Source organism: Butyrivibrio sp. YAB3001 (genome assembly GCF_900112195.1).
Classification (GTDB): Bacteria; Bacillota; Clostridia; order Lachnospirales; family Lachnospiraceae; genus Butyrivibrio.
In genome coordinates, this window is record NZ_FOKR01000008.1 from 1 (window position 1) to 21484 (window position 21484).

17 protein-coding genes and 2 pseudogenes are annotated in these 21484 nt (G+C 38.0%); 18 read left to right on the plus strand and 1 reads right to left on the minus strand.

What is annotated here, in order from left to right:
• Nucleotides 1-328 precede the first annotated feature (328 nt).
• On the plus strand, nt 329-646 hold the full coding sequence (locus BM086_RS09965) for a CPBP family intramembrane glutamic endopeptidase (RefSeq protein WP_092325880.1): 318 nt from the start codon (nt 329-331) through the stop codon (nt 644-646).
• Nucleotides 647-692: 46 nt separating this feature from the next.
• Here the strand turns inward: BM086_RS09965 and BM086_RS21245 are convergent, their stop codons facing one another.
• The gene (locus BM086_RS21245; RefSeq protein WP_207650979.1) at nt 693-1619 is read right to left on the minus strand and encodes a CPBP family intramembrane glutamic endopeptidase; all 927 of its coding nucleotides are present in this window, start codon (nt 1617-1619) and stop codon (nt 693-695) included.
• Nucleotides 1620-1931: 312 nt separating this feature from the next.
• Here BM086_RS21245 and BM086_RS21390 point away from each other — a divergent pair.
• The 17 genes and pseudogenes from BM086_RS21390 to BM086_RS10055 form a co-directional block, all read left to right on the plus strand.
• Nucleotides 1932-2276: pseudogene (locus BM086_RS21390) on the plus strand (tyrosine-type recombinase/integrase); the annotation flags it as partial.
• A gap of 6 nt (nt 2277-2282) precedes the next feature.
• Nucleotides 2283-3845 (plus strand): annotated as a pseudogene (locus tag BM086_RS09980) (PDDEXK nuclease domain-containing protein).
• 79 nt (nt 3846-3924) lie between these two features.
• The gene (locus BM086_RS09985) at nt 3925-4584 is read left to right on the plus strand and encodes a flavin reductase family protein (protein ID WP_049946219.1); all 660 of its coding nucleotides are present in this window, start codon (nt 3925-3927) and stop codon (nt 4582-4584) included.
• A 152-nt stretch (nt 4585-4736) separates the two neighbouring features.
• Nucleotides 4737-4997, plus strand: a complete 261-nt coding sequence (locus BM086_RS21395) for a hypothetical protein (protein ID WP_242952167.1) — start codon at nt 4737-4739, stop codon at nt 4995-4997.
• A gap of 45 nt (nt 4998-5042) precedes the next feature.
• Complete coding sequence (locus BM086_RS09995; protein WP_092325884.1) at nt 5043-5504, plus strand: NUDIX hydrolase; 462 nt, start codon at nt 5043-5045, stop codon at nt 5502-5504.
• Nucleotides 5505-5563: 59 nt separating this feature from the next.
• Entirely contained in the window at nt 5564-6049 is a 486-nt protein-coding gene (locus tag BM086_RS10000; RefSeq protein ID WP_092325886.1) for an NUDIX hydrolase, read from the plus strand.
• A 27-nt stretch (nt 6050-6076) separates the two neighbouring features.
• Nucleotides 6077-6511 carry a GNAT family N-acetyltransferase gene (locus tag BM086_RS10005; protein WP_092325888.1) on the plus strand — a complete coding sequence of 145 codons (435 nt, stop codon included), beginning with the start codon at nt 6077-6079 and terminating at the stop codon, nt 6509-6511.
• Between the two features lie 76 nt (nt 6512-6587).
• The gene (locus BM086_RS10010; protein WP_141107729.1) at nt 6588-6941 is read left to right on the plus strand and encodes a hypothetical protein; all 354 of its coding nucleotides are present in this window, start codon (nt 6588-6590) and stop codon (nt 6939-6941) included.
• A gap of 693 nt (nt 6942-7634) precedes the next feature.
• Nucleotides 7635-8693, plus strand: a complete 1059-nt coding sequence (locus tag BM086_RS10015) for a Fic family protein (RefSeq protein WP_092325892.1) — start codon at nt 7635-7637, stop codon at nt 8691-8693.
• A gap of 12 nt (nt 8694-8705) precedes the next feature.
• Nucleotides 8706-10205, plus strand: coding sequence for a class I SAM-dependent DNA methyltransferase (locus BM086_RS10020; protein WP_330391579.1), 1500 nt, complete (start codon nt 8706-8708; stop codon nt 10203-10205).
• A 15-nt stretch (nt 10206-10220) separates the two neighbouring features.
• Entirely contained in the window at nt 10221-11126 is a 906-nt protein-coding gene (locus BM086_RS10025; protein ID WP_092325896.1) for an AbiJ-NTD4 domain-containing protein, read from the plus strand.
• A 41-nt stretch (nt 11127-11167) separates the two neighbouring features.
• Complete coding sequence (locus BM086_RS10030; RefSeq protein ID WP_092325898.1) at nt 11168-12337, plus strand: restriction endonuclease subunit S; 1170 nt, start codon at nt 11168-11170, stop codon at nt 12335-12337.
• 10 nt (nt 12338-12347) lie between these two features.
• Nucleotides 12348-12779 (plus strand): hypothetical protein, encoded by a 432-nt coding sequence (locus BM086_RS10035; RefSeq protein ID WP_092325900.1) that lies wholly within the window; start codon nt 12348-12350, stop codon nt 12777-12779.
• Nucleotides 12780-12933: 154 nt separating this feature from the next.
• Nucleotides 12934-13128: a hypothetical protein gene (locus tag BM086_RS10040; protein ID WP_092325902.1), complete on the plus strand. Its 195-nt coding sequence runs from the start codon at nt 12934-12936 to the stop codon at nt 13126-13128.
• Nucleotides 13129-13177: 49 nt separating this feature from the next.
• Nucleotides 13178-14323, plus strand: coding sequence for a protein kinase (locus BM086_RS10045; protein WP_092325904.1), 1146 nt, complete (start codon nt 13178-13180; stop codon nt 14321-14323).
• A gap of 47 nt (nt 14324-14370) precedes the next feature.
• Entirely contained in the window at nt 14371-17661 is a 3291-nt protein-coding gene (locus tag BM086_RS10050) for a DEAD/DEAH box helicase family protein (protein ID WP_092325906.1), read from the plus strand.
• A 14-nt stretch (nt 17662-17675) separates the two neighbouring features.
• Nucleotides 17676-21380, plus strand: a complete 3705-nt coding sequence (locus BM086_RS10055; protein WP_092325908.1) for a hypothetical protein — start codon at nt 17676-17678, stop codon at nt 21378-21380.
• Nucleotides 21381-21484: the final 104 nt, after the last annotated feature.

The following is a 21484-nucleotide window of genomic DNA, read 5'->3' on the forward strand; positions in this document are numbered from 1 at the left end:
TCTTGCCTTGCAGTATGGGCACTGTTCTCTGTCAGGACAAAAAGAAGACATGTACTCCTGAAAGAGTACCTCTCCGGATTTTTTTATTACAATGAGGTTGCTATTTATCAGGTTCTTCCGTATCATAGCATTGTGTGATGTATATCAGTATTGATTACATGCATAGGAGGAAGAGCGTGTCTTGCAGGATGTGGCTCTTCCTCTTTGTTTTATAGGAAACTACTATCTTAAGTATACGAAAAAAGAGTGCTGTAATACACAGCACTTTGATATAGATAAAAAACAGATATTCAGAAATTAATTCACCGCTTATTTGCGGTCGGATAGAATGCTAAAATGCGGGACTACACTTTTACAGGTTATTTCAGCCAGTGCGGCAGGGTTTTTGCTCTGTGCACTATTTATCAGGAGCGGAAGTTTACTTCCTTCAATGCTCATGCATGCAATAAATGATGTTTATGCTTTTATGAATTTGGATCTGGTTTCTGAAGCTGGAGTAATGGAAGGCACTTTAAAAACCTCTGATATAGTTCTCAATATGATTCTATCTGTTTTACAGATCATTATTGCGATATATCTTTTACATCCATCGGCAGGGGATGAAATTATGGAAACCTGGAACCGGAAATGGGGTAAAGAGAATTAAATCGTGATAAATATAATGCGCCGAACTAAAGTTCGGCGCATTGCTTTTAATTCCAGATTTCAGTTGGCTTTTTATTATTTTTGCTTCCCCATAGATAAACTATTATACAACTTACTATTATAAGTGCTATAGCTACTATTGTAGCTTCAACACCAAATCCTACGTCATATGCAAAACTATCCATGGCTGTAGATGCATCTAGTTTAAAGATTGAAACTGGCGATACGTTACCACTGTTTGGAAGTCCAAATATAATGTTCTGGGTGAAATTCCAGGCTGCGTGTGCTGCCATCGGCATCCATATTGAATCGCAATAATAAACCATAAGTGAATAGAGAAGTCCGGCAAAAAAGATACTAGGAAGAGCAAGTGGAGACAATCCAGGATTAGCTGCATGCAGCAGTGAAAACAGCAGAGCATTTCCTACAACCGCTATAGCAGGATTTTTATATCCCCTTCTTAGTCTCTGATACAGAAAGCCCCTGCAAAGTAATTCTTCTGCGCTGGACTGAATAAATACAACTATAAAAAGTGGTATTACCTGCAATAGATTTAATGAATCAAAATAAATATGGATATCTTTATGCAGCAAAGCCACCATAATGCAAAATGCATTTTGAGCAAAACCAATTAAAAGACCTAAAAGCAGGTATTTCACTGTATTTCCTTTGCAAAAAGATGTAAAAGCATTAATTATTGGTCTGTTTTTTTGGGTAAAGTAGCAATAAAGTAAAGCTATAATCCAAACTCCCAGGAAGGTTAAATATTGTTGAAATATTGTTAGGAAATCGACATTGTTATCGTTGATAATCGGTTTCATTAAAATTTTAGAGATTACGAGAACTCCCGTCTGCCCGACAAACATCATCACAATTGTCACTATAAGCGGAATAAGAAAGAAATCATTCCATTTATACTGATCCGTGTGCAGGTTCTTAAAAAAGTTTTTCTGTTCGTTGTTGTTTTCTGCCATATTAAGGTCCTCTCTTCAAGTGAATCATTTCTACATATATAATTGTAGCACATAATACCGTTAAAAATTTAAGGTTTTTCCGCCTAGATAAACGCGATTAAACTTTTAAGGTTACTGTTCAGAGGCAATGTCATTCACTTTACGGAATTCTATAAAAATATAGGATTCCGTTTTTTGATACCAGTAACTCAAAAAAATCTCACATATATACTTGACATAATGCCACAAATGTGCGGTTTTTTTCTGATTATCAATCAGAAAAAAGCCAATTAATTAGGATTTGTTAACTATCAACCAACCTAATTAAGGAGGCACATATGGCATCAATTACAAAAGAGAGCTACTGTCGGATACTATATAGAAGAAACTAAGACAGAGAGTGGGAAAAGAGTACTGCCAATGACACCTGATGTAGAGGAGTGTTTCAAAAGAATCATCAACAACAGAAAGCCTCCAAAGACAGAGCCTATGATTGATGGAAGAACAGGGTTCCTCTATTTTGATAAAGATGGAAGCGTGGTATACTCTTTGCATTGGGAACATTACTTTAAGCATATTATTCAGAAGTACAATAAGACTTATATTGTTCGGATTCCCAAGATTACACCTCATGTGTGCAGGCATACTTATTGTTCTAATATGGCAAAGTCAGGAGTAAGAATAATGAATAACATTATTAAAACGGATGAAACATATAATAACTGGATATCTTCACTTAAGAAAAGATATCGCAGTAGTCAGATTAAAGCTGCATCAGCTGTTAATCGGGAAATGCTGATATTCTACTGGGAACTGGTGCGGAACCTGTAAATCCTCAAAACTCAGTATGATTGGGGAACAGGCTTTTACAAAGCTGTTAGTGACGATATCAAGCGGGAATTGCCGGATGTAAAATCATTTTCGCCAAGAAACCTATTATACATGCATCAGTTCTATAGGCTTTATTCTGAAGAGACAATCACGCCACAAGCTGTGGCGCAATTAGGTGAGGTTGAGATTACGCCACAGGATGTGGCGCAAATGAATATCTTTATGATTCCGTGGGGACATCACAGGTTTATTATCGATAAATGTAAAGATGATCGGAACAAAGCGCTTTTCTATGTTGAAAAGACATTGGAGAATAACTGGTCCAGGGCGGTACTTCAGAACTTTCTTGATACTAACCTTTATGAGAGACAGGGAAAGGCAATCTCAAATTTTGAAAAAACATTGCCTGCACCGCAAAGTGACCTTGCACAGGAAATGACAAAAGATCCGTATAATTTTGATTTCCTTACTATAACAGAGGGATATTACGAGAAAGAGTTGAAGGATGCTCTTATGAATAATATATCTCAGTTCCTACTGGAATTGGGCACAGGTTTTGCATTTGTAGGACGAGAGTATCGATTGGAAGTAGGGGATACAGAGCAGTTTATTGATATGCTTTTCTACAATATTACCCTGCACTGCTATGTTGTGATAGAGGTTAAGATCAGAGCTTTTGAGCCTGGAGATATGGGGCAGATAGGTACATATGTAGCTGCTGTCGATGGTATTCTCAGAAAGGAAGGCGATGCTCCTACCGTAGGGTTGCTTGTATGTAAAAACAAAGATAATGTATTGGCACAGTATGCGGTGAACAGTTCCAATGCCCCCGTAGGTATATCAGAGTATGAATTATCGGATCTTATGCCGGATTATTCAGAGGTCGTGATAGAGACAAGCAATTTGATCATGAAAAAAGCTGTATTTGATGATTGGGAACAGCTGTACCGGAATATAACAAGCAGACCAGAATCCGCCAAATATATGCTATGGAAGATCGATGATTCTGAGGAAGAATCAAAGGACAGGATGCTTCGGACTCTTGATTTTCAAAGTAAAGAAAAGTATGCGCTTACCGTATATCTGAAAACGGAAAGCGGATTAGAGGCCATTGGATGGGCATCCATGCGTGAGGTCAATCCTGGTGTATATGAGGATATGGGAATCGCCATTGGACCGGACTTTGTCGGAAAAGGATATGGAAAACAGATTCTAAATGCATTGTGCGATGAGGCAAGAAATCAAGGTGCGAAGGAGTTTCACTGTAGTTATCGTGAAAAGAATCTGGCTTCAAAAAGATTGCAGGATGTATGCGGGTTTAAGTTTGACTACAGGTCTGAGGAGAAAACAGACTCCAGAACGGGAGAAATATACGTGGTGGTGAACGCTAAAAAAGATCTTCAGTATGTAGTTTGATCAGCTCGAATAGTCGAAGGTTGTCGATAAGACTGAAGTTAATTCTTATGTTGGCTTTTGTAAGGAGGGAAGAAAAAAGATGAAATACCAATACAAAGAAATGCCTGAATCTATGAGTGGGACATACGGAGAATTTGCAAAAAACTTCGGATTTGATTGGAAAGAATTTATAATGGGAATACCGACACCCATGTTTCTTGTCACAACCTATAAATCTAATGGACAGCCAAATGCTACGATGCAGTCATGGGCAGGGTTTACGAGTGCGAATCATGGAGGCGGGTATTACGTGATTCTATGCAGCGTGAATAAGAGAGGACATCTTTACCAAAGCTTAAATGAAAAGAAGGTAGCAGTGCTAAATTTCATGTCATCTGATTTATACGAAGCCTGCATGAAGACAATACAGAACAATCAGTTCGAGGCGGATGAGATAACTTCGTCAGGGCTTACTGCGGAGAAAGCTTCATGGGTAGAAGCGCCGATGGTCGCTGAATGTTTCATGAACCTTGAGTGTAGGTATTTGTGGGAGAAAGAAATTGTACCGGGTGATGATCATGTTATGATCTGCCTTGAAGTCGTAGGCGGGCATATAGAGAAGGATTATATGGAGGATATGTTTGGAGATAAAGGGGTTCTTTACAATGTCCATTATCCGATAAATCCGGAAGACGTGAAAGAAAAAGGTTGCGATTATGTGGCTGCACTTAGGAAAGTAAATCAATCCTACGAATATTGATGAGATATGAAATATATGCGCAAAACTACGATTGAAAAAAATTCTGAAATGTAAAGGATACGAAAAATGATAAAGGTACTTTTCATCTGCCACGGCACTCCGAAGGGATGATAATGCAAGCTTTTGCATAATGGGGCAAAGTTTAGCAGGCTATGGCAGATTTTTCTATAAATGAGATGCAGGAAATGCAAAGGCTTTTGCAGGATAAGTATAAAGATAAATGGGAACCTATTGGGCCAGAGACAGGTGAGTCCACAACATTTTTTTGCCATATAAGAAATGTTCAGATGGATGAGAGACTGTCTCCAAAAGACACCTTCGACATTGATCTGACAGTATTGGATCCAGTTATTTACTCCGGAAAATATCACAGTCTTGGCAAAAAGCTTGGGGAGATTGGGGATTTCCTATGAAGAAAGCAATTATCTAAGGAATAGTAATAGATGGAGGGCTCATAATTGTTAGCCAAAAACAAAAGCGGATGGATTGTTCATGAATATTTAGATGTTTCAGAAGGTGATATTGGAAAATATAAGAATGTCACAGGTTCATATGCAATCATAAAAATTAAGGATAAATACTTAATTGGCTATAATAATTGGCGAGATCAGTGGGAATTTCCTGCTGGTGGAATAGATGCAGGAGAGACAGCAAGACAAGCTGCATTTAGGGAATTATTTGAGGAAACTCACCAAGAAGTAAATGACTTGGAGTTTAAAGGACTATTCAGAGTGACAGATTCACATGGCACAGAAAAGTATCAGGCAGTTTATGTTGGAAAATTAGATGAACTTGCTCCGTATGTTTATTCAGACTCTGATGAGATGACAAAAATAAGGCTCTGGGATATGAAGGAAGATATTGGTTATGTGGATGAGTGCGATGTTGCTATTGCAAAAAACGTATTCTGTAAACGTTAAACACTGATAATACAGAAAAAGTATGAAGAATTCAACTACATGCGGAGGAAATAATTTTAATGGAAATATGGGATGCTTACGATAGTAAGCTTAATAAGATAGATGGTGTGACATTAGTTCGTGGGGAGCAGATACCAGATGGTTACTTTCATTTGTGCAGTGAGATTATAGTAAGACACACAGATGGAACTTACCTTATCATGCAGAGAGATAAGAGAAAGCACCTTGGCGGAATGTGGGAAGCTACAGCTGGTGGTTCAGCGCTGCAAGGGGAAGACCCATTAAGTTGTGCGTGCAGGGAACTTTTTGAAGAGACTGGAATTGAGTCTGACGAGCTAATCGAGATTGGACGAGTGTTACACTACAGTCACAAGACCTACTACGTTGATTATCTTTGCATTACGGATGCAGATAAGAACAGTGTTGTTTTACAAGATGGAGAAACATCTGCATTTAAATGGGTTACTGCTAAGAAACTGCGCAGCATGTCCAGAAATGAGCTAGCTACAATGCGTCAGCTTAATTTTATTGAGGAACTGACATAAAACACAGGCAAAGGATGACTTGGAAAAGTGAATAAAAACTTTGAATTACGGATAACAGAAGATGGTAATGAAAAGGACATCGAGGAAATATTTGAGCTATTGAAAGAGTACAACCTTACTAATCGCGAAGAATCTAAGAATGTCCCTATTGGTATTTTTTATGAAGATGAGAATAAAAAGAAACTTGCAGGCCTTACGGGTGAAACCTTTGGTAATTGGTTATGCATTCATTATCTTTTTGTTGATGAACATTTTAGAGGAAAAGGTCTTGGAAGTGCAATTCTGAAAGCTGCAGAAAATGAAGCTAAGAAGCGCGGATGTAAATATTCTTTTGTAGATACTTTTTCTTTTCAGGCTCCAGAGTTTTATAAGAAGCATGGATATAATGAAGTTTTCAGGCTTGATGAATATCCATATTCAGGGAAAAGATATTATTATACAAAAGCGTTAGAAATGGTTTGAGGTGAAAATATGCTCATTTCAGAACTAACAAAAGATGTCCTTACTGATGATATTATCGACAGGGTGTTATTTAAAGGTGTATTTAATCGATACAATTCCCAAATTATGTGATTGTATAGAAAGCTTAGATAGTGCCGGACAGTATGAGCAAGAACGAAAAATTGACGTATTCAACCCGATAGGATTACATCAAATGGCACATTACGAACTTGAAAAGATTTTTTCCTATCTAATAGAAAAGAGTAAGTATGTGCCTAATGGAAGCAATGAGGAGTGGGGATTAAAAATGGCAAAAGCATTTTATGATGAGTTTGCTTTAAAGTGGGTCTTTATTGATGTAAATAATATGGACTATGCAGAGATAAAATTGCTTGTTCTTGTGGCTTTATTCATGGAATGTAAAGAACAAAATAGATTGGAAATCAGGTAGTAGGAATGATAAAACCTTAGTAGTAAACATTTTCCATTTACTACTAACAGGTAGTAATAACATGCTAAAACTTGCTCTGATTTGCAACGATTTGTCATTTCAGAGTAATTCGTAAAAATCCTGGAAAGCCTTGCAAAATGAGGCATTTCAAGTCAAAAAGGAGATAAACAAACCTATGATAAAAATTCTATTCGTCTGCCACGGCAGGATTTAATGCCAAAGCAAAGAATGGCGGAAATAAGCCATTTATGGGCGGAGTGGTATCTGATTTACACCCCGTTTACACCTTTTGAAGGTGAGCTACCCGATGAATGACGAGAGCACTCTGTGTGATGCAGGGTGCTTTTTCTTAGGTTAGTAGCAAATAAAGTAGCAAATAAGGTAGCAAAAAGAGAACAGATATGATGCGTAGTAAAAACAAAAGTGTCGGTTTATATTGCAAAAATGTCGGTATAAATGTCGGTTTATATTACAACAATGTCGTATTGAAGATCCTTAGCAATCAATTCGGAATCTAATACGACCTAACTATTTTATAGATAAACTGTTTAATTACATCATCAATTGCCTAATTGCATCATTTCCACAAAATTGATGCAGTTAACGTTGACGATGAGTATATTGAGTGGTATTATTTAAGTGCATCATTTTATCCACTCATGAGTGAATTGATGTTTGAATGAGGATATTGAAATGAAAAATTTTGATTACAGTAAAAAATGGGAAAAACTACTGACTCCGGAAATAGTGGCACTGCTTACGCAGATTCATGAGTATAAAGGTGTGCAGTCATTTTTTATAGAAACGAAGGCAGATGCGCTGACACAGCTTGTGGAGATTGCAAAGATCCAGAGTACAGAGGCATCCAACAAGATTGAAGGTATCTATACTTCTGATGCGAGACTGAAAGCGCTAGTTAAAGATAAGACTACGCCTAAGACGAGAAACGAGCGAGAGATTGCCGGATACAGGGATGTACTTAATACAATCCATGAGAGTCATGATTACATCTCGATAAGACCGAATATGATCCTTCAGCTTCACAGAGATTTATATAAGTTTGAAGGTTATGATATCGGTGGGAAGTATAAAGCAGCGGATAACATCATTGAGGAAGAGGATGAACAGGGCAACAAATTTGTAAGATTCAGACCGGTTTCTGCATGGGAAACGCCCGAGGCAATCGAGAATCTTTGTAATGAATTTGACAAAGCTCTCGGAACCGGAACAATAGATCCGCTTCTTCTGATACCAATGTTTATACTGGATTTTTTATGCATCCATCCGTTTAATGACGGCAACGGAAGAATGAGCAGACTGCTTACATTGCTGATGCTGTACAGGGCTGGATACATCGTAGGAAAGTACATCAGTATCGAGCATCTGATTGAAAAGACTAAAACATCATATTATGAGTGTCTGCAGGAAAGCTCTCTTAACTGGTATGAGGAAGAGAATAATTATGTTCCGTTTGTACAATATATGCTCGGCGTTGTAGTTGCCGCATACAGAGATTTCTCTGATAGAGTAGAGACATTGGTTACCAGCGGCCTTTCAAAACCGGAGCGCGTGGCTGAATTGATAAAAAATACTTACGGCGAGATCACGAAGTCGCAGATCATGGAGAAATGCCCTGACATAAGCCGCATAACTGTTGAGAGGGCACTGTCAGAACTTCTGTCATCGGAAAGCATAATAAAGATTGGTGGCGGCAGATATACAAAATACGTTTGGAACAGAGATAAGGAATAGAGGAGAACGATAATGACCGGAGAACTTGGTAATAAGATTGATAGTTTGTGGGAAATCTTTTGGAACGGCGGGATCACAAATCCGCTCGATGTTGTTGAGCAGATGACATACCTCATGTTTATAAAGGATCTGGATGATACAGATAACCTCCGCGCAAAGGAAGCAGCCATGCTTGGGCTTTCTTACAAGAGCATATTTGCAGATGAAGTTGAGATCGGAGACCGTAAGGTTGATGGTAATCAGCTTAAGTGGTCTACCTTCCACGACTTCCCAGCGCAGAGAATGTATTCAGTTGTCCAGGAATGGGTATTCCCTTTTATAAAGAATCTTCACGGAGACAAGAACTCTGCCTATAGCAAATACATGGATGACGCGATCTTTAAGGTAAACACTCCTTTGATGCTCTCCAAGATTGTTGATGCTATGGATGAAATATATTCCATGATGGAAGAACTACACCAGACAGACATCCGTGGTGATGTATATGAGTACCTTCTTTCTAAGATTGCTCAGTCTGGCGTTAACGGTCAGTTTAGAACACCGAGACACATCATCCGTATGATGGTAGAGATGATGGATCCGAAGCCTACAGACTTTATCTGCGATCCGGCTTGCGGAACTTCAGGATTCCTTGTAACCAGCGGAGACTACTTAAGAGAAAAATACAAGAAGGAAGTACTTCTTGATAAACAGAACAGAAATCACTTCATGAATGATATGTTCCACGGATATGACATGGACAGAACTATGCTTCGAATCGGCGCCATGAATATGATGACTCACGGAGTAGAGAACCCGTTTATTGAGTACCGTGACAGCTTATCCGATCAGAATCCAGATAAGGATATGTATTCCCTTATTCTGGCGAATCCGCCGTTTAAGGGCAACCTCGATGCAGACACCGTATCAACAGACCTTCAAAAGGTATGCAAAACCAAGAAGACAGAGCTTTTGTTCCTTGCGCTGTTTGTAAGAATGCTTAAGATTGGCGGAAGATGCGCTTGTATCGTTCCTGATGGAGTGCTCTTTGGATCTTCCAATGCACATAAGGCTATAAGAAAGGAAATTGTAGAAAATCAGCGACTTGAAGCGGTGATTTCCATGCCTTCCGGTGTATTTAAACCTTATGCCGGAGTTTCTACCGGAATACTTATTTTTACCAAGACCGGCCACGGCGGAACAGATGATGTATGGTTCTATGATATGACTGCCGATGGCTTCAGTCTTGATGATAAGCGTACTGAAATCAAGGATAACGATATCCCTGATATCATCAGCCGCTTCAAAAATCTTGAAGCTGAAAAAGACAGAAAACGTACGGACAAGTCTTTTATGGTTTCTAAGAAGGAAATTGCTGATAATGATTATGATCTCTCTATCAACAAGTACAAAGAAGTTGAATATGTAGCGGTAGAGTATCCGCCAACGTCAGAGATTATGGCAAATATCAGAGAAATCGAGAAGCAGATCAGCCAGGAGATGGATGAACTTGAAAAGCTTCTATCTGAGTGAAACTGGAGATTGTAAATGAAGAAAGTAAGTAAACGAGGAGGTTTTTCCGACCGAAACGCAATTAAGCCAGAGAATGTAGAAATTCAGCTGCATGACTTTGATAAAAGGACAAGGGTTCAGTTGCAAAATATGATTAGCAATTTTTATAGTGCTGTATACGATCATGATTTGTATTTTGGGAGACCTTATATTCAAAAGTTTATACGATTTGTTCTTGGAACGGTATATTCTGAGACAATTGATACTAGAAAAACATATGATGATGACCCAATTATTAAGATGATAAATGACACGATTCTTAATGGAGATTATGACGAAGTCCTCACTTTAGTAGAGGCTTTAGTTCAGTATTGGGATTCATATCTAAAGGAAAACAGGGGCTATCAGTATTATGATGAGTATAGCAATACTTATCATGAGACATCAATTTATGAAGTGGCAAATGCCCATTTTGAACAAGAATATGTCGGGTATAGATTTGTAGATGGAATAATTGTCCCGATAAGCGACTCTTACGAGGTGGAAACCGTTAATGAGACTTTGAAAAATGAATATCAGCCTGTTTATGAGCATATTTCGAAGGCGAATAAATTATTAGCAGATAGAGAAAATCCGGATTATGAAAACTCTATAAAAGAGAGTATAAGTGCTGTAGAAGCTATTTGCGAAATAATAACCGAAACAAAAGGGAAAGAAGCTACTCTGGGTAACATGCTTAAAAAACTAGAGGAGAATGGGGTGGAGATTCATAAAGGATTGAAGTCAGCTTTTAATATTTTGTATGGTTACACATCTGATGCCAATGGAATAAGACATGCAGGAGATATTGGCGGCCCTTCTTCAACATTTGAAGAAGCAAAGTTTATGTTGATAGCATGTTGCGCTTTTGTCAATTATCTTACGGCAATCTGTGCAGATTAAAAGAAAGGCAAACCACAAATTAAGGTTTGTAGGAACGATAAATGGAAAAAATAAAGTTAGGTGATTTATGTAAGCCAAGTGGTAGACAGATAAAAGAAGATAAAGATACTCTTATTGATTATATAGATATCTCCGCCGTGGATAATGAAACTAAGAAGGTTACTGGGTATCAGACAATCACATTTGGAGAATCTCCGAGCAGAGCACGTAAAGCTGTTAAACGTGGAAATATTCTGGTTTCAACAGTAAGGCCGAATCTAAATGCGGTAGCATTACTTGAAGAAGATACTCCAAATGTTTCAGTCGCTTCTACAGGTTTTTGCGTTTTAGAGAGCAAAGATGATGTTGATCCTAGATTTATATTCAACTTCTGCAAATCTAAGCCTTTTATAGATGACATGGTGTCACAAGCTACAGGAGCGAGCTATCCAGCGGTCAGTGATAAGATTGTTAGATCTGCGCTTATCCCAAAGTATTCGTATCAAGAGCAACAGCATATCAGCAATGTTCTTGATAAATTGGCGGGGATAATAGATAGCAGAAGAATAGAACTGCAGAAATTAGACAATCTCATCAAAGCCCGATTTGTCGAGCTCTTTGGCGATTTGATGGAAAATCCATTAGGATGGCCAGTTATGACAATTGCGGATGTCTCTACATTTCTAAAAAGTGGACTGTCACGAAAATTGTCAGATGATGATATAGGCTTACCGGTTATAAGATCTGGAAATATACAAGACGGACAATTTATATTTGATGATGTGAAATATTGGTATATTGACGATCCACAGGGTGCAAATACTAAAGATTATATTCTCAATGACGGTGATGTTTTGGTGAATTTTATTAATAGTTCATCACAGATTGGTAAGACAGCTATATATCGTGATACAGGGCGTGATTGCATTTATACTACAAATATTTTCAGAATGAAACTTGCCGATAATTGTAATGAATACTACTACAATTGGTTTGCTATGAGTGATTATTATTATAGACATTTGCAAAGCATAATCCAGCCAGCGGTTAATCAAGCTAGTTTTACTACTGTAAATTTCTTAAAGTTACCAATTCCTCTTCCTCCAAAAGAGAAACAAGGGGAGTTTGCGGATTTTGTAAAACAAGTCGACAAATCAAAAGTTGCCTTGCAGAAGGCACTGGATGAAACACAGACTCTTTTCGATAGTCTAATGCAGAAATATTTTGGATAGGTGAAAGATTATGAACTGGGATGCAATAACGGGAATAGGAACAATCGGAGCTACCTGCGTCGGAATCATTGGCATATGGTTAAATTTGTATGAAAAAACAAAGAAGTTGCTAATTAAAGCAGAGTTTGAACCTCGATTTGTGATATATGCAACTAATGATTCTATGCGGACTGTGATTATAACTAAAATAGTGTTTAGCATTGATACTCAAGTCTTTTATGTGGATATCCGTGATGGATTGCAGGAACTCTGTATACAACCAAGCGGAGTGGATAGAATTACCTTTAATGGAAGCAGTGTAGTACAGTCTTATCATAAGGCTGGAATGGAAAAGCTGTGCAATCCGGCTGATAAGATAGATATTACCATTCATGATAATTATAAAAGAAAATACAAGATAAGAACTGATTTGACTATAGGGATGTTTGAAAGTGATTTGTAAATGAGGTTTGTTTATGACTATCACAGCATACATGATACTTGGCGATATAAATAGTTGCTTGAGATGTTACGAAAACTGCACTAAAATGTCATAAAAACTTCATTGTTTATCTTTAGGTAAGGCTTTACTATCAAAAAAAGAAGGAGGGAAGGCCATGAATGATTATAAGATTTCAGTTGAAATTGAGCCAGCGGATGCGTACAGAAAGGCTAAAAGCGATATGCTAAAGGCAATAGAGTCAATACGACTGCTTGCTCCTGTTCAGCAACAAAAGTTGGCGGAAGAATTACTTGGCACTGTCGGCTTTGCAAACTTTTGTCAATTACTTGACCGGTATTTTAGACGGTGAATATAATAGCGAACCTGATTAATTTAAATGCCCAATAGGGAGTTTTTTTATGGAATACATTTTAAAACTATTTGACGTAGATTTAATTAAATTTAAAATTATTGAGAACTTGTCTGATCCTGTGTTACAGATTACATGGATAAATGAAAAGAAAAAGCATCTGCTTCCTTTAGGTATGGAACTAAGCGACAAAGGCATTGCTTCTTGGCTGAAGAACAGAACTATTCCAAAAAACCGAGCCTATGTTAATGCCTTCCTTGCAAAGTGTGGTCTTAATGCCAACAGGCCTATGGATGTAATCTCAGTTTGCAGAGGTTTATCCTTAAATGATTCATACTGGGTAGTGGAAGAAGGATTTGCAGGAACATTTGGAGATAATAATCTCTATGAGAATAATTTCAGCCGTGTGCTTGCCATGATTGCTTTTACCGGATATGGGAGCAGTGCCAGATCTTCATTGGCATCTTCTCCGGAGTTTACAACAAACGGAATGCTTCCAAAATGTTGGAGAAGAATTAGCGGGAAAGTTTATCTTTATAAAGGAGCTACATCGGGAGCATCCAATACGGGGAATGAACCGTATTCGGAATTATATGCATATGAGATAGGGACAGCCTTGGGTATGAATGTTGTTCCTTACAAGGTTTCAAAATGGAAGAAGCAATTGTGCTCTGCATGTGAATTGTTTACGAGTAAAGATATAGCTTTTGTTCCTATAGGTCGGGTAGTAAAAACAGGTGGGATGAGGGCAGTACGAGAGTATTATGAGAAACTTGGATCTGAATATGTAGATGCACTTAACGATATGATAGTGTTAGATGCAGTGATCTACAATACTGACAGGCACTTTGGCAATTTCGGAGTGCTTGTGGATAGTAAAACAAATAAGATAATAGCTCCGGCACCATTGTTTGACCATGGAAATTCCCTGTTTAATCTAGCAGGAGAAGAAAACTGGGCAGATGAGAAACTACTTAAGGAATATGCCGAGACATTACTTCCTTGTGTATATGAAGATTATATGGAAGAGGCAAAAAATGTAATGGACAGCAGATTAAAAGAAAAGTTAAGAAAGTTGCTGACATATAATTTGAAAAAATCAGGTGCGTATAATTATTCTTCAGATAGATTGAAATTGATCAGTAGGATGATTCAGGAAAGAGCGCGTATGATATTGGATGGGAAGGAGGCATAGCGCATGACCGCCCGATATTTTTCCACGGTCATGCGTTTTTCGTGGCTATGACGAACTTCGATTATCTTCAAAAAGAACCGAAATTTGACACGTTTTCCGATGTAGCGATTGCGGCAGAGAAAATATTGTATATAGATCTGTCTTCCTGCATCATCAACTGCCGGAGGGCGATGGAGTTTGCAATAAAGTGGATGTATTCGGTTGACGCATCACTTACCATGCCGTATCAGGATAATCTGATAAGTCTTATGAGCACAGAGGAATTCAGAGATATCATCGATGAAGACCTTATGAAGCGTATGGACTTCATCCGCAAGATGGGTAACAATGCTGCTCATTCCGGCAAGAAGATCACGGAAGACCAGGCGATACTCTGCCTTGAGAACCTTCATATTTTCTTTGACTTTGTGTGTTACTGCTATGCTGATGAATACGAAGAACATACCTTTGACAAGTCTTTACTCGCAAAGAATGAAACGGAGCAGGTTAAAAAAGATTTCCCTGATGTTGATATAGAAAAGCTGATTGCTGAGAATTCTGCTTTAAAGAAAGAACTGACATCCCGCCGCGAAGAGCAGGCCGAGACCTATGTTCCGAAGCCGCTTGATTTATCCGAGTACAAAACCCGTAAGATATATATTGATGCTATGCTCATGGATGCCGGTTGGAAGGAAGGCTCCGATTGGATCAATGAAGTAGAACTTCCGGGAATGCCTAATAAATCCGAAGTCGGCTATGCGGACTATGTTCTTTATGACAATACTCATAAGCCGCTTGCTGTTATAGAAGCAAAGAGAACCTGCGTCGATGTATCTAAAGGACGTCAACAGGCAAAGCTTTATGCGGATCTTTTAGAGAAACAGTATAAGAGAAGACCGTGTGTTTTCCTAACTAATGGTTTTGAAACAAGAATTATAGATGGACAGTATCCGGAGAGAAAGGTTGCCTGCATATACTCCAAGGCAGACCTTGAAAAGATGTTCAATCTCAGAAGAATGCGGACATCCCTTGATCATATAAATGTAGATAAGAAGATTGCCGGTCGCTATTATCAGGAAGCTGCAATTAAAGCTGTATGTGACAGCTTCGATAAGAAGAACCGCAGAAAAGCCCTTCTTGTCATGGCAACAGGTTCCGGTAAGACAAGAACTGTAATAGAACTGTGCCATGTGCTTCTTGATGCAGGATGGATTAAGAATATCCTTTTCCTTGCGGACAGGACATCGCTTGTAACTCAGGCAAAGAGGGCGTTTGTAAACAACTATTCATCCCTTTCGGTGACAAACCTTTGTGAAGAGAAGGATAACTATAATGCACATTGCGTTTTTTCAACCTATAAGACAATGATGAACTGCATTGATTCGGTAAAGGTTGAAGACCAGAAGTTGTTTACTAGCGGACATTTTGACCTCGTAATATGTGACGAGGCGCACAGGTCCATTTATAACAAATATAGAGATATCTTAACTTACTTTGATGCGCCGATTGTGGGTCTTACGGCTACACCTAAGGATGATATCGATAAGAATACATATGAGATATTTGAATTGGAACCCGGCGTTCCGACTTACGGTTATGAGCTTGGACAGGCTGTAACCGATGGATATCTTGTGGATTTCTTGTCTGTAGAGACAAAGCTTAAGTTCATAGAGCAAGGAATCGTGTACGCAGATCTTTCTGAGGAAGATAAAGCAATTTATGAAAGTACTTTTGAGATGGAAGACGGAGATGTTCCGGAAGCTATAAGTTCATCAGCACTTAACTCATGGATTTTTAACGAAGATACCATTCGTCAGGTTCTTCATACCGTTATGACAGAGGGTATCAAGATAGATTATGGTCAGAAGCTTGGAAAGACTATTATCTTTGCAAAGAATCATGATCATGCCGAAAAAATCCTTGAAATCTTCAATAAGGACTACCCACATTTGAGCGGGTTTGCTCAGGTAATCGACAATAGAATCAACTATGCCCAGACTCTTATTGATGAGTTCTCTGAACCTAATAAACTGCCTCAAATTGCAATATCTGTCGATATGATGGATACCGGTATCGATGTACCGGAGGTATTGAACCTTGTCTTCTTTAAGAAGGTAATGAGCTATGCTAAGTTTTGGCAGATGATCGGACGCGGTACCAGACTATGTCCGGGACTTATTGATGGAGAAGACAAAAGCAAGTTTTACATTTTTGATTTCTGCGGCAACTTTGAGTTCTTCCGCATGAGCAAGGGAAAACCTACTGCTAATATGATTGCGCTTCAAGGAGCAATCTTTAATCTGCAGTTCGAGATTACATATAAGCTACAGGATCTGGAATATCAGGTAGACAGGCTTATAGCATATCGTAATGCTTTGGTAGAAATGATGACCGGTAAGGTGCAGGAACTTCCGCGTGAAAATTTTGCGGTAAGGCAGCACCTGAAATATGTTGACTTGTATTCAAATGAGGCGAATTATCAGATTCTGACGTATGAAGATACTTTGATAGTACGTGAAGAACTTGCTCCTCTGATTCTTCCGAACGATGACGAGGCAAGTGCGGTTCGCTTTGACGCCCTTATGTATGGAATAGAACTTGCATACCTTGTGGGTAAGAAATACGGAAAAGCCCGCAGCGATTTGTATAAGCGCGTTAGGGGTATAGCCAGCGTTGCAAACATACCGGAAATAAAGGTGCAGGCAGAACTTATTGATAAGATCCTTCATACGGATTATATCGAAAACTGCGGCATTAATGAGTTTGAGGAAATCAGAGAAAAACTCCGTAATCTTATGAAGTATATTCCTCATAACAAGCTTCGTTATGATACAAACTTTAAGGATGATATCCTTGATGTTACATGGAACGAGTCGGAGCTTGAAAATGATGATTTGAAGAATTACAAAGCAAAAGCGGAATATTATATCCGTGAACATCAGGATAATGAGGCAATTAAGAAGCTTAAGTCCAATATTCCGCTGTCTCACGACGACATAGAAGTTCTGGAAAAAGTTCTTTGGTCAGAACTTGGCACAAAGGAAGAATACGAGCAGGAATATGGCTCTAAGCCGTTGGGAGAACTTGTACGTGAGATTGTCGGTCTTGATATGAATGCAGCTAAGGCGGCATTTTCAGAGTACTTGGAGAGCAACAATCTTGATAGCCGGCAGATATACTTTGTGAACCAGATTGTCGAGTATATAGTTCACAATGGCATGATGAAAGATCTGTCCGTGCTTCAAGAATCTCCGTTTACGGATCAGGGAAGCGTGGTCGAGATATTTACAGATCTAAATGTCTGGATGGGAATCCGGAAAGTTATTGAAAGCATAAATGATAACGCGATAGCAGCGTAAGAAGGTGTATGTAATTGGGTAATGTGAATACTATACAAAGTAAAATCATGCAGCTGGAAGGTGGAGCTTTTCAGTCGTTGTTTGATGAGTATCTTTATAAAAAATATAAATTTACAAATATTCAAACTTTAGGCGTGCAGACTGCGACTAATAAGCCGACAAAAGGAACTCCGGATGCGTATGTGTTGACGGAAGATGGGAAGTATATACTGATTAACTACGGAAGCGTAAGTTCTCAGCCCGCAGATAAAATACGGGCTGATATTTTGTCATGCTTCAATACTGCCAAATTATCATTAGAGAAAGATAAAATCAAAAAGATTATCTGTGGACACTGTTCAACAAATATACATATAGAACAATTTAATAGCATTAAGGAGCTTTTAGAAGGGGTTGAAATAGAGCTTATTGGAATTGATACACTTTCTCATGATTTGGCATTAATATATCCGCACATAGCCAAGAATCAGCTAGGTGTAGAGATTGATACAAATCAGTTTTTTGATATTGAGGATTTTGTCAAAGCTTATGATGCAAATGGTATCAATGCGCCGATTGATTGCAATTTCCTGCATCGAAAAGAAGAAATAGATGCTACATGTAAGAGCATCAGCAATAATACAGTTACAGTTTTGACAGGACCGTCTGGAATAGGGAAAACCAGATTGGCGATTGAAGCATGCCGTGCACAGGATGACAAAGAATATAAGGTTTTTTGCGTTCGAAGCAACGGTAATTTTTTGTATGAAGATATAAAGTTTTATATCGATGATCCTGGGAAATACGTGATATTTCTTGATGATGCCAATATGGTAGTCAGCTTGGATAATGTTTTACAAACTCTTTTGACGCTTCCTGATGGGTATGAAATTAAAATACTGATCACAGTACGTGATTATGCTCGTGAACGAGTGATTTCTACAGTATCAAAGTATTCTACTCCAGAAGTAATAGAGATAGGAAGACTCACTGATGAAGAGATTAAGGACATTTTGAAAACAGATTTGGGAATTCTTAATCCTGAATATTTGAAAAAAATATCAGAGATAGCTAATGGTAATGCAAGACTGGCGTTCTTGGCAGGCATCAGATCTGTTGAAGAAGGATACAAGGCTATTCGCAATGCTGAAGATATATTTAGAAACTATTATGGTCGTATCTTAAGTGATGCTGAATTAACTAAAGATGATGTCATGATGCTTTTCTTAATCACGGTTGCGGGTCCTGTGAAAGGAGAAGAGAATCAACTATATACTGATTTGAAAAATCAGTATTGTTCCGAAATTAGAGAGAATGAAATAGTAGAAAAGCTTTATTCTCTTGAACTGGTTGATTGGTTTAAAAACGAAATAACAAAGATTTCAGACCAAAGTCTTGGTAATTATATTTTATACTACGTTTTGTTTGAAAAAAGGTGGGTGAGCATCGAAGGTCTAATAGCTATTTCGTTCCCACGATACAAGAATAAAGCTGTTTATGCATTAAAAACTTTAATAGATATTTTTAATTCTGAGGATGTTGCACGCTGTGTGGAAAACTCCATTATTTCTGCGTGGGATAATGCTCCTGATGGGCACGACATGGAGTATTTAGAAGCTTTTCACCAGGTCAATCCGGATAAAGCATTGAGCGTTATAAAAAAGAAGATAGAGCAAGAAAAATATGTGGATTTTGATATGCGTAGCTTTAATGTGGATTCTAAGAAGAACTTTCATGATATTTCGACAAAAGAGATTGGGATTCTTGGAGGATTCAAGTACACAGAATCATTTTATGATTCGATAGAGCTTCTTGTATCATATTTTGAAAAGCGGCCGGATTTAATAATGGATTTTTATTTTGTGATTTGCGAGCAGCTTCTTTATGATAAATACTCATGGAACAACAAATATAAAAATGAAAATGTGTTAATGGATAAGCTTTGGGAAGCAACTGAGGAGGGGGAGAACTATAATTTCAGTATACTATACATCCATGTGGCACAATATGCCTTAAAAACAGAGTTTTCATATACGGAAGAAGTTAGAAATCGCCGAGCTTTTAATTTTATTAGAGTGACGATTGGGTTCAGCAAAGAAATAGCGATGCTACGTAATAAGATATGGATGGCATTGGGAGTTCTGCGCTCTAAAAATGTTTACAGGGACTTAGTCAATGATATTCTTTCTGAGGTTCATTTTAATGGTTTAGATGAGAAGGATTCCATTGCCTATTTACAATCTGATTTTGACACGATTTTCACAGGGGTGATAAAAAAAGATGATATTGATTTCTATACTGCAAGAATAATTGATAGATACAGAGAAGTTGCTGGTCAGATAAATAGTCCGATTGATGAAAGATATCTGAGTGCCGAGAATAATCGTGAATTCAGATTGTACAGGATTTTATCGAAAGAGCATTTAATCGGTAGAACTATTGAAGAAGATGAAATAATTCGGAAGACCAATATATCTGCGGAATTTGATTCATATAGTCTCGAAGACTATACTGAGTTGTTTAAAATATGCAATTTTTTACAGGATACGCTTGGCGAAAACAATCTCTGGTCTATAAGCAGGGGCCTGGATATAGTTTTTGAATTATTGGAAACAAAGCCAGATTTTTATGTAGATGTTATCGAAGAGTATTTCAGAAATAATGCTCCATTCAGATTAAATGGCTATAGGCAAGTTGGATTTTTGCTTTCAAATATTGGGTACGACAAAACATATATTATTCTGAACGGAGCCGACTATCGGGGGAAAGATACATGGTTGTCTCTGATTTGGGAGTGTATAAACGATAATGATATCACAGAGACAGTAATTAGTGATTACAACGCTTTTTCAGAAAAGAATTTGGCGGGAAATAATCCAATAGTACCTTCGGTTAGGGTATTATTAAGGTATGGTGAAAGAGATAATGGACTAAAGAATAGAATTCTTAACCAAATAGCAGAAAAAGCAAGCCTGTCAGCAGCATTTTTGGGATATGCTTATCGGGATGATGATATAAATGCTATTTTGGATCTATTCAAAGATAATTATGATACACTATCCCAAATCTACATGAATGCTCTTGAAATTAGTGATCATTTGGATTACGGTGGAAAACTGTTTATCAAAATCTTTGAACAAAGACCGAGCATATGGAAACAGTATGTAGATTGGGTAAAAGACCATTCACGTCGTGATGGATATGAACAAAAGATATTTGATCAGATTTGGGATACTGAGAAGTGGAAAGAGTGTATCGACTATGCATATTCGGTTATTGTAGATGATGACATGGCTTTTTTTATAGAGCATCCAGCTAGATTGCTTTTTGGTCGAGCAGAACGAGAAGAGGATGTTGTTAAAAACAGAAAGCGGCAGTGGCTTCTTGATAGTTTGCATGAGAATTATGCGGATGTAGATAAATGTAGCAAGCTAATTGACGTGGTAGTTAACGTTATGCCTCAGTGGAAACAGGAGTTCATACTTGAGTATATTAAGGGAAACAAGAGCATTGAAGATTTCAAGAAGATTCATTTGTTTCCAATGTCAGCTTCGTGGTCAGGTAGTGAAGTGCCTTTGATATTAGACAAGATAGAATTTCTTAAGGGTCTCACAGACAAAATGAAGGGTGTTGCCTATATTGAGCATAGGGAATACATCGATGAATATCGAAGAGACCTGGAGGCATATAAAAGAAAGGTCGAACTAAGGGAGTATCTTGAAGAGGCTGATTATGCGTAAAGGATTCCTTGGATACGGGGAACCAGGTCACCATAAAACAAATCTTGGGCATTGTTTTTATACCGTTTGGGTGACATGATATGCAATTTTTTGAGTATCATATG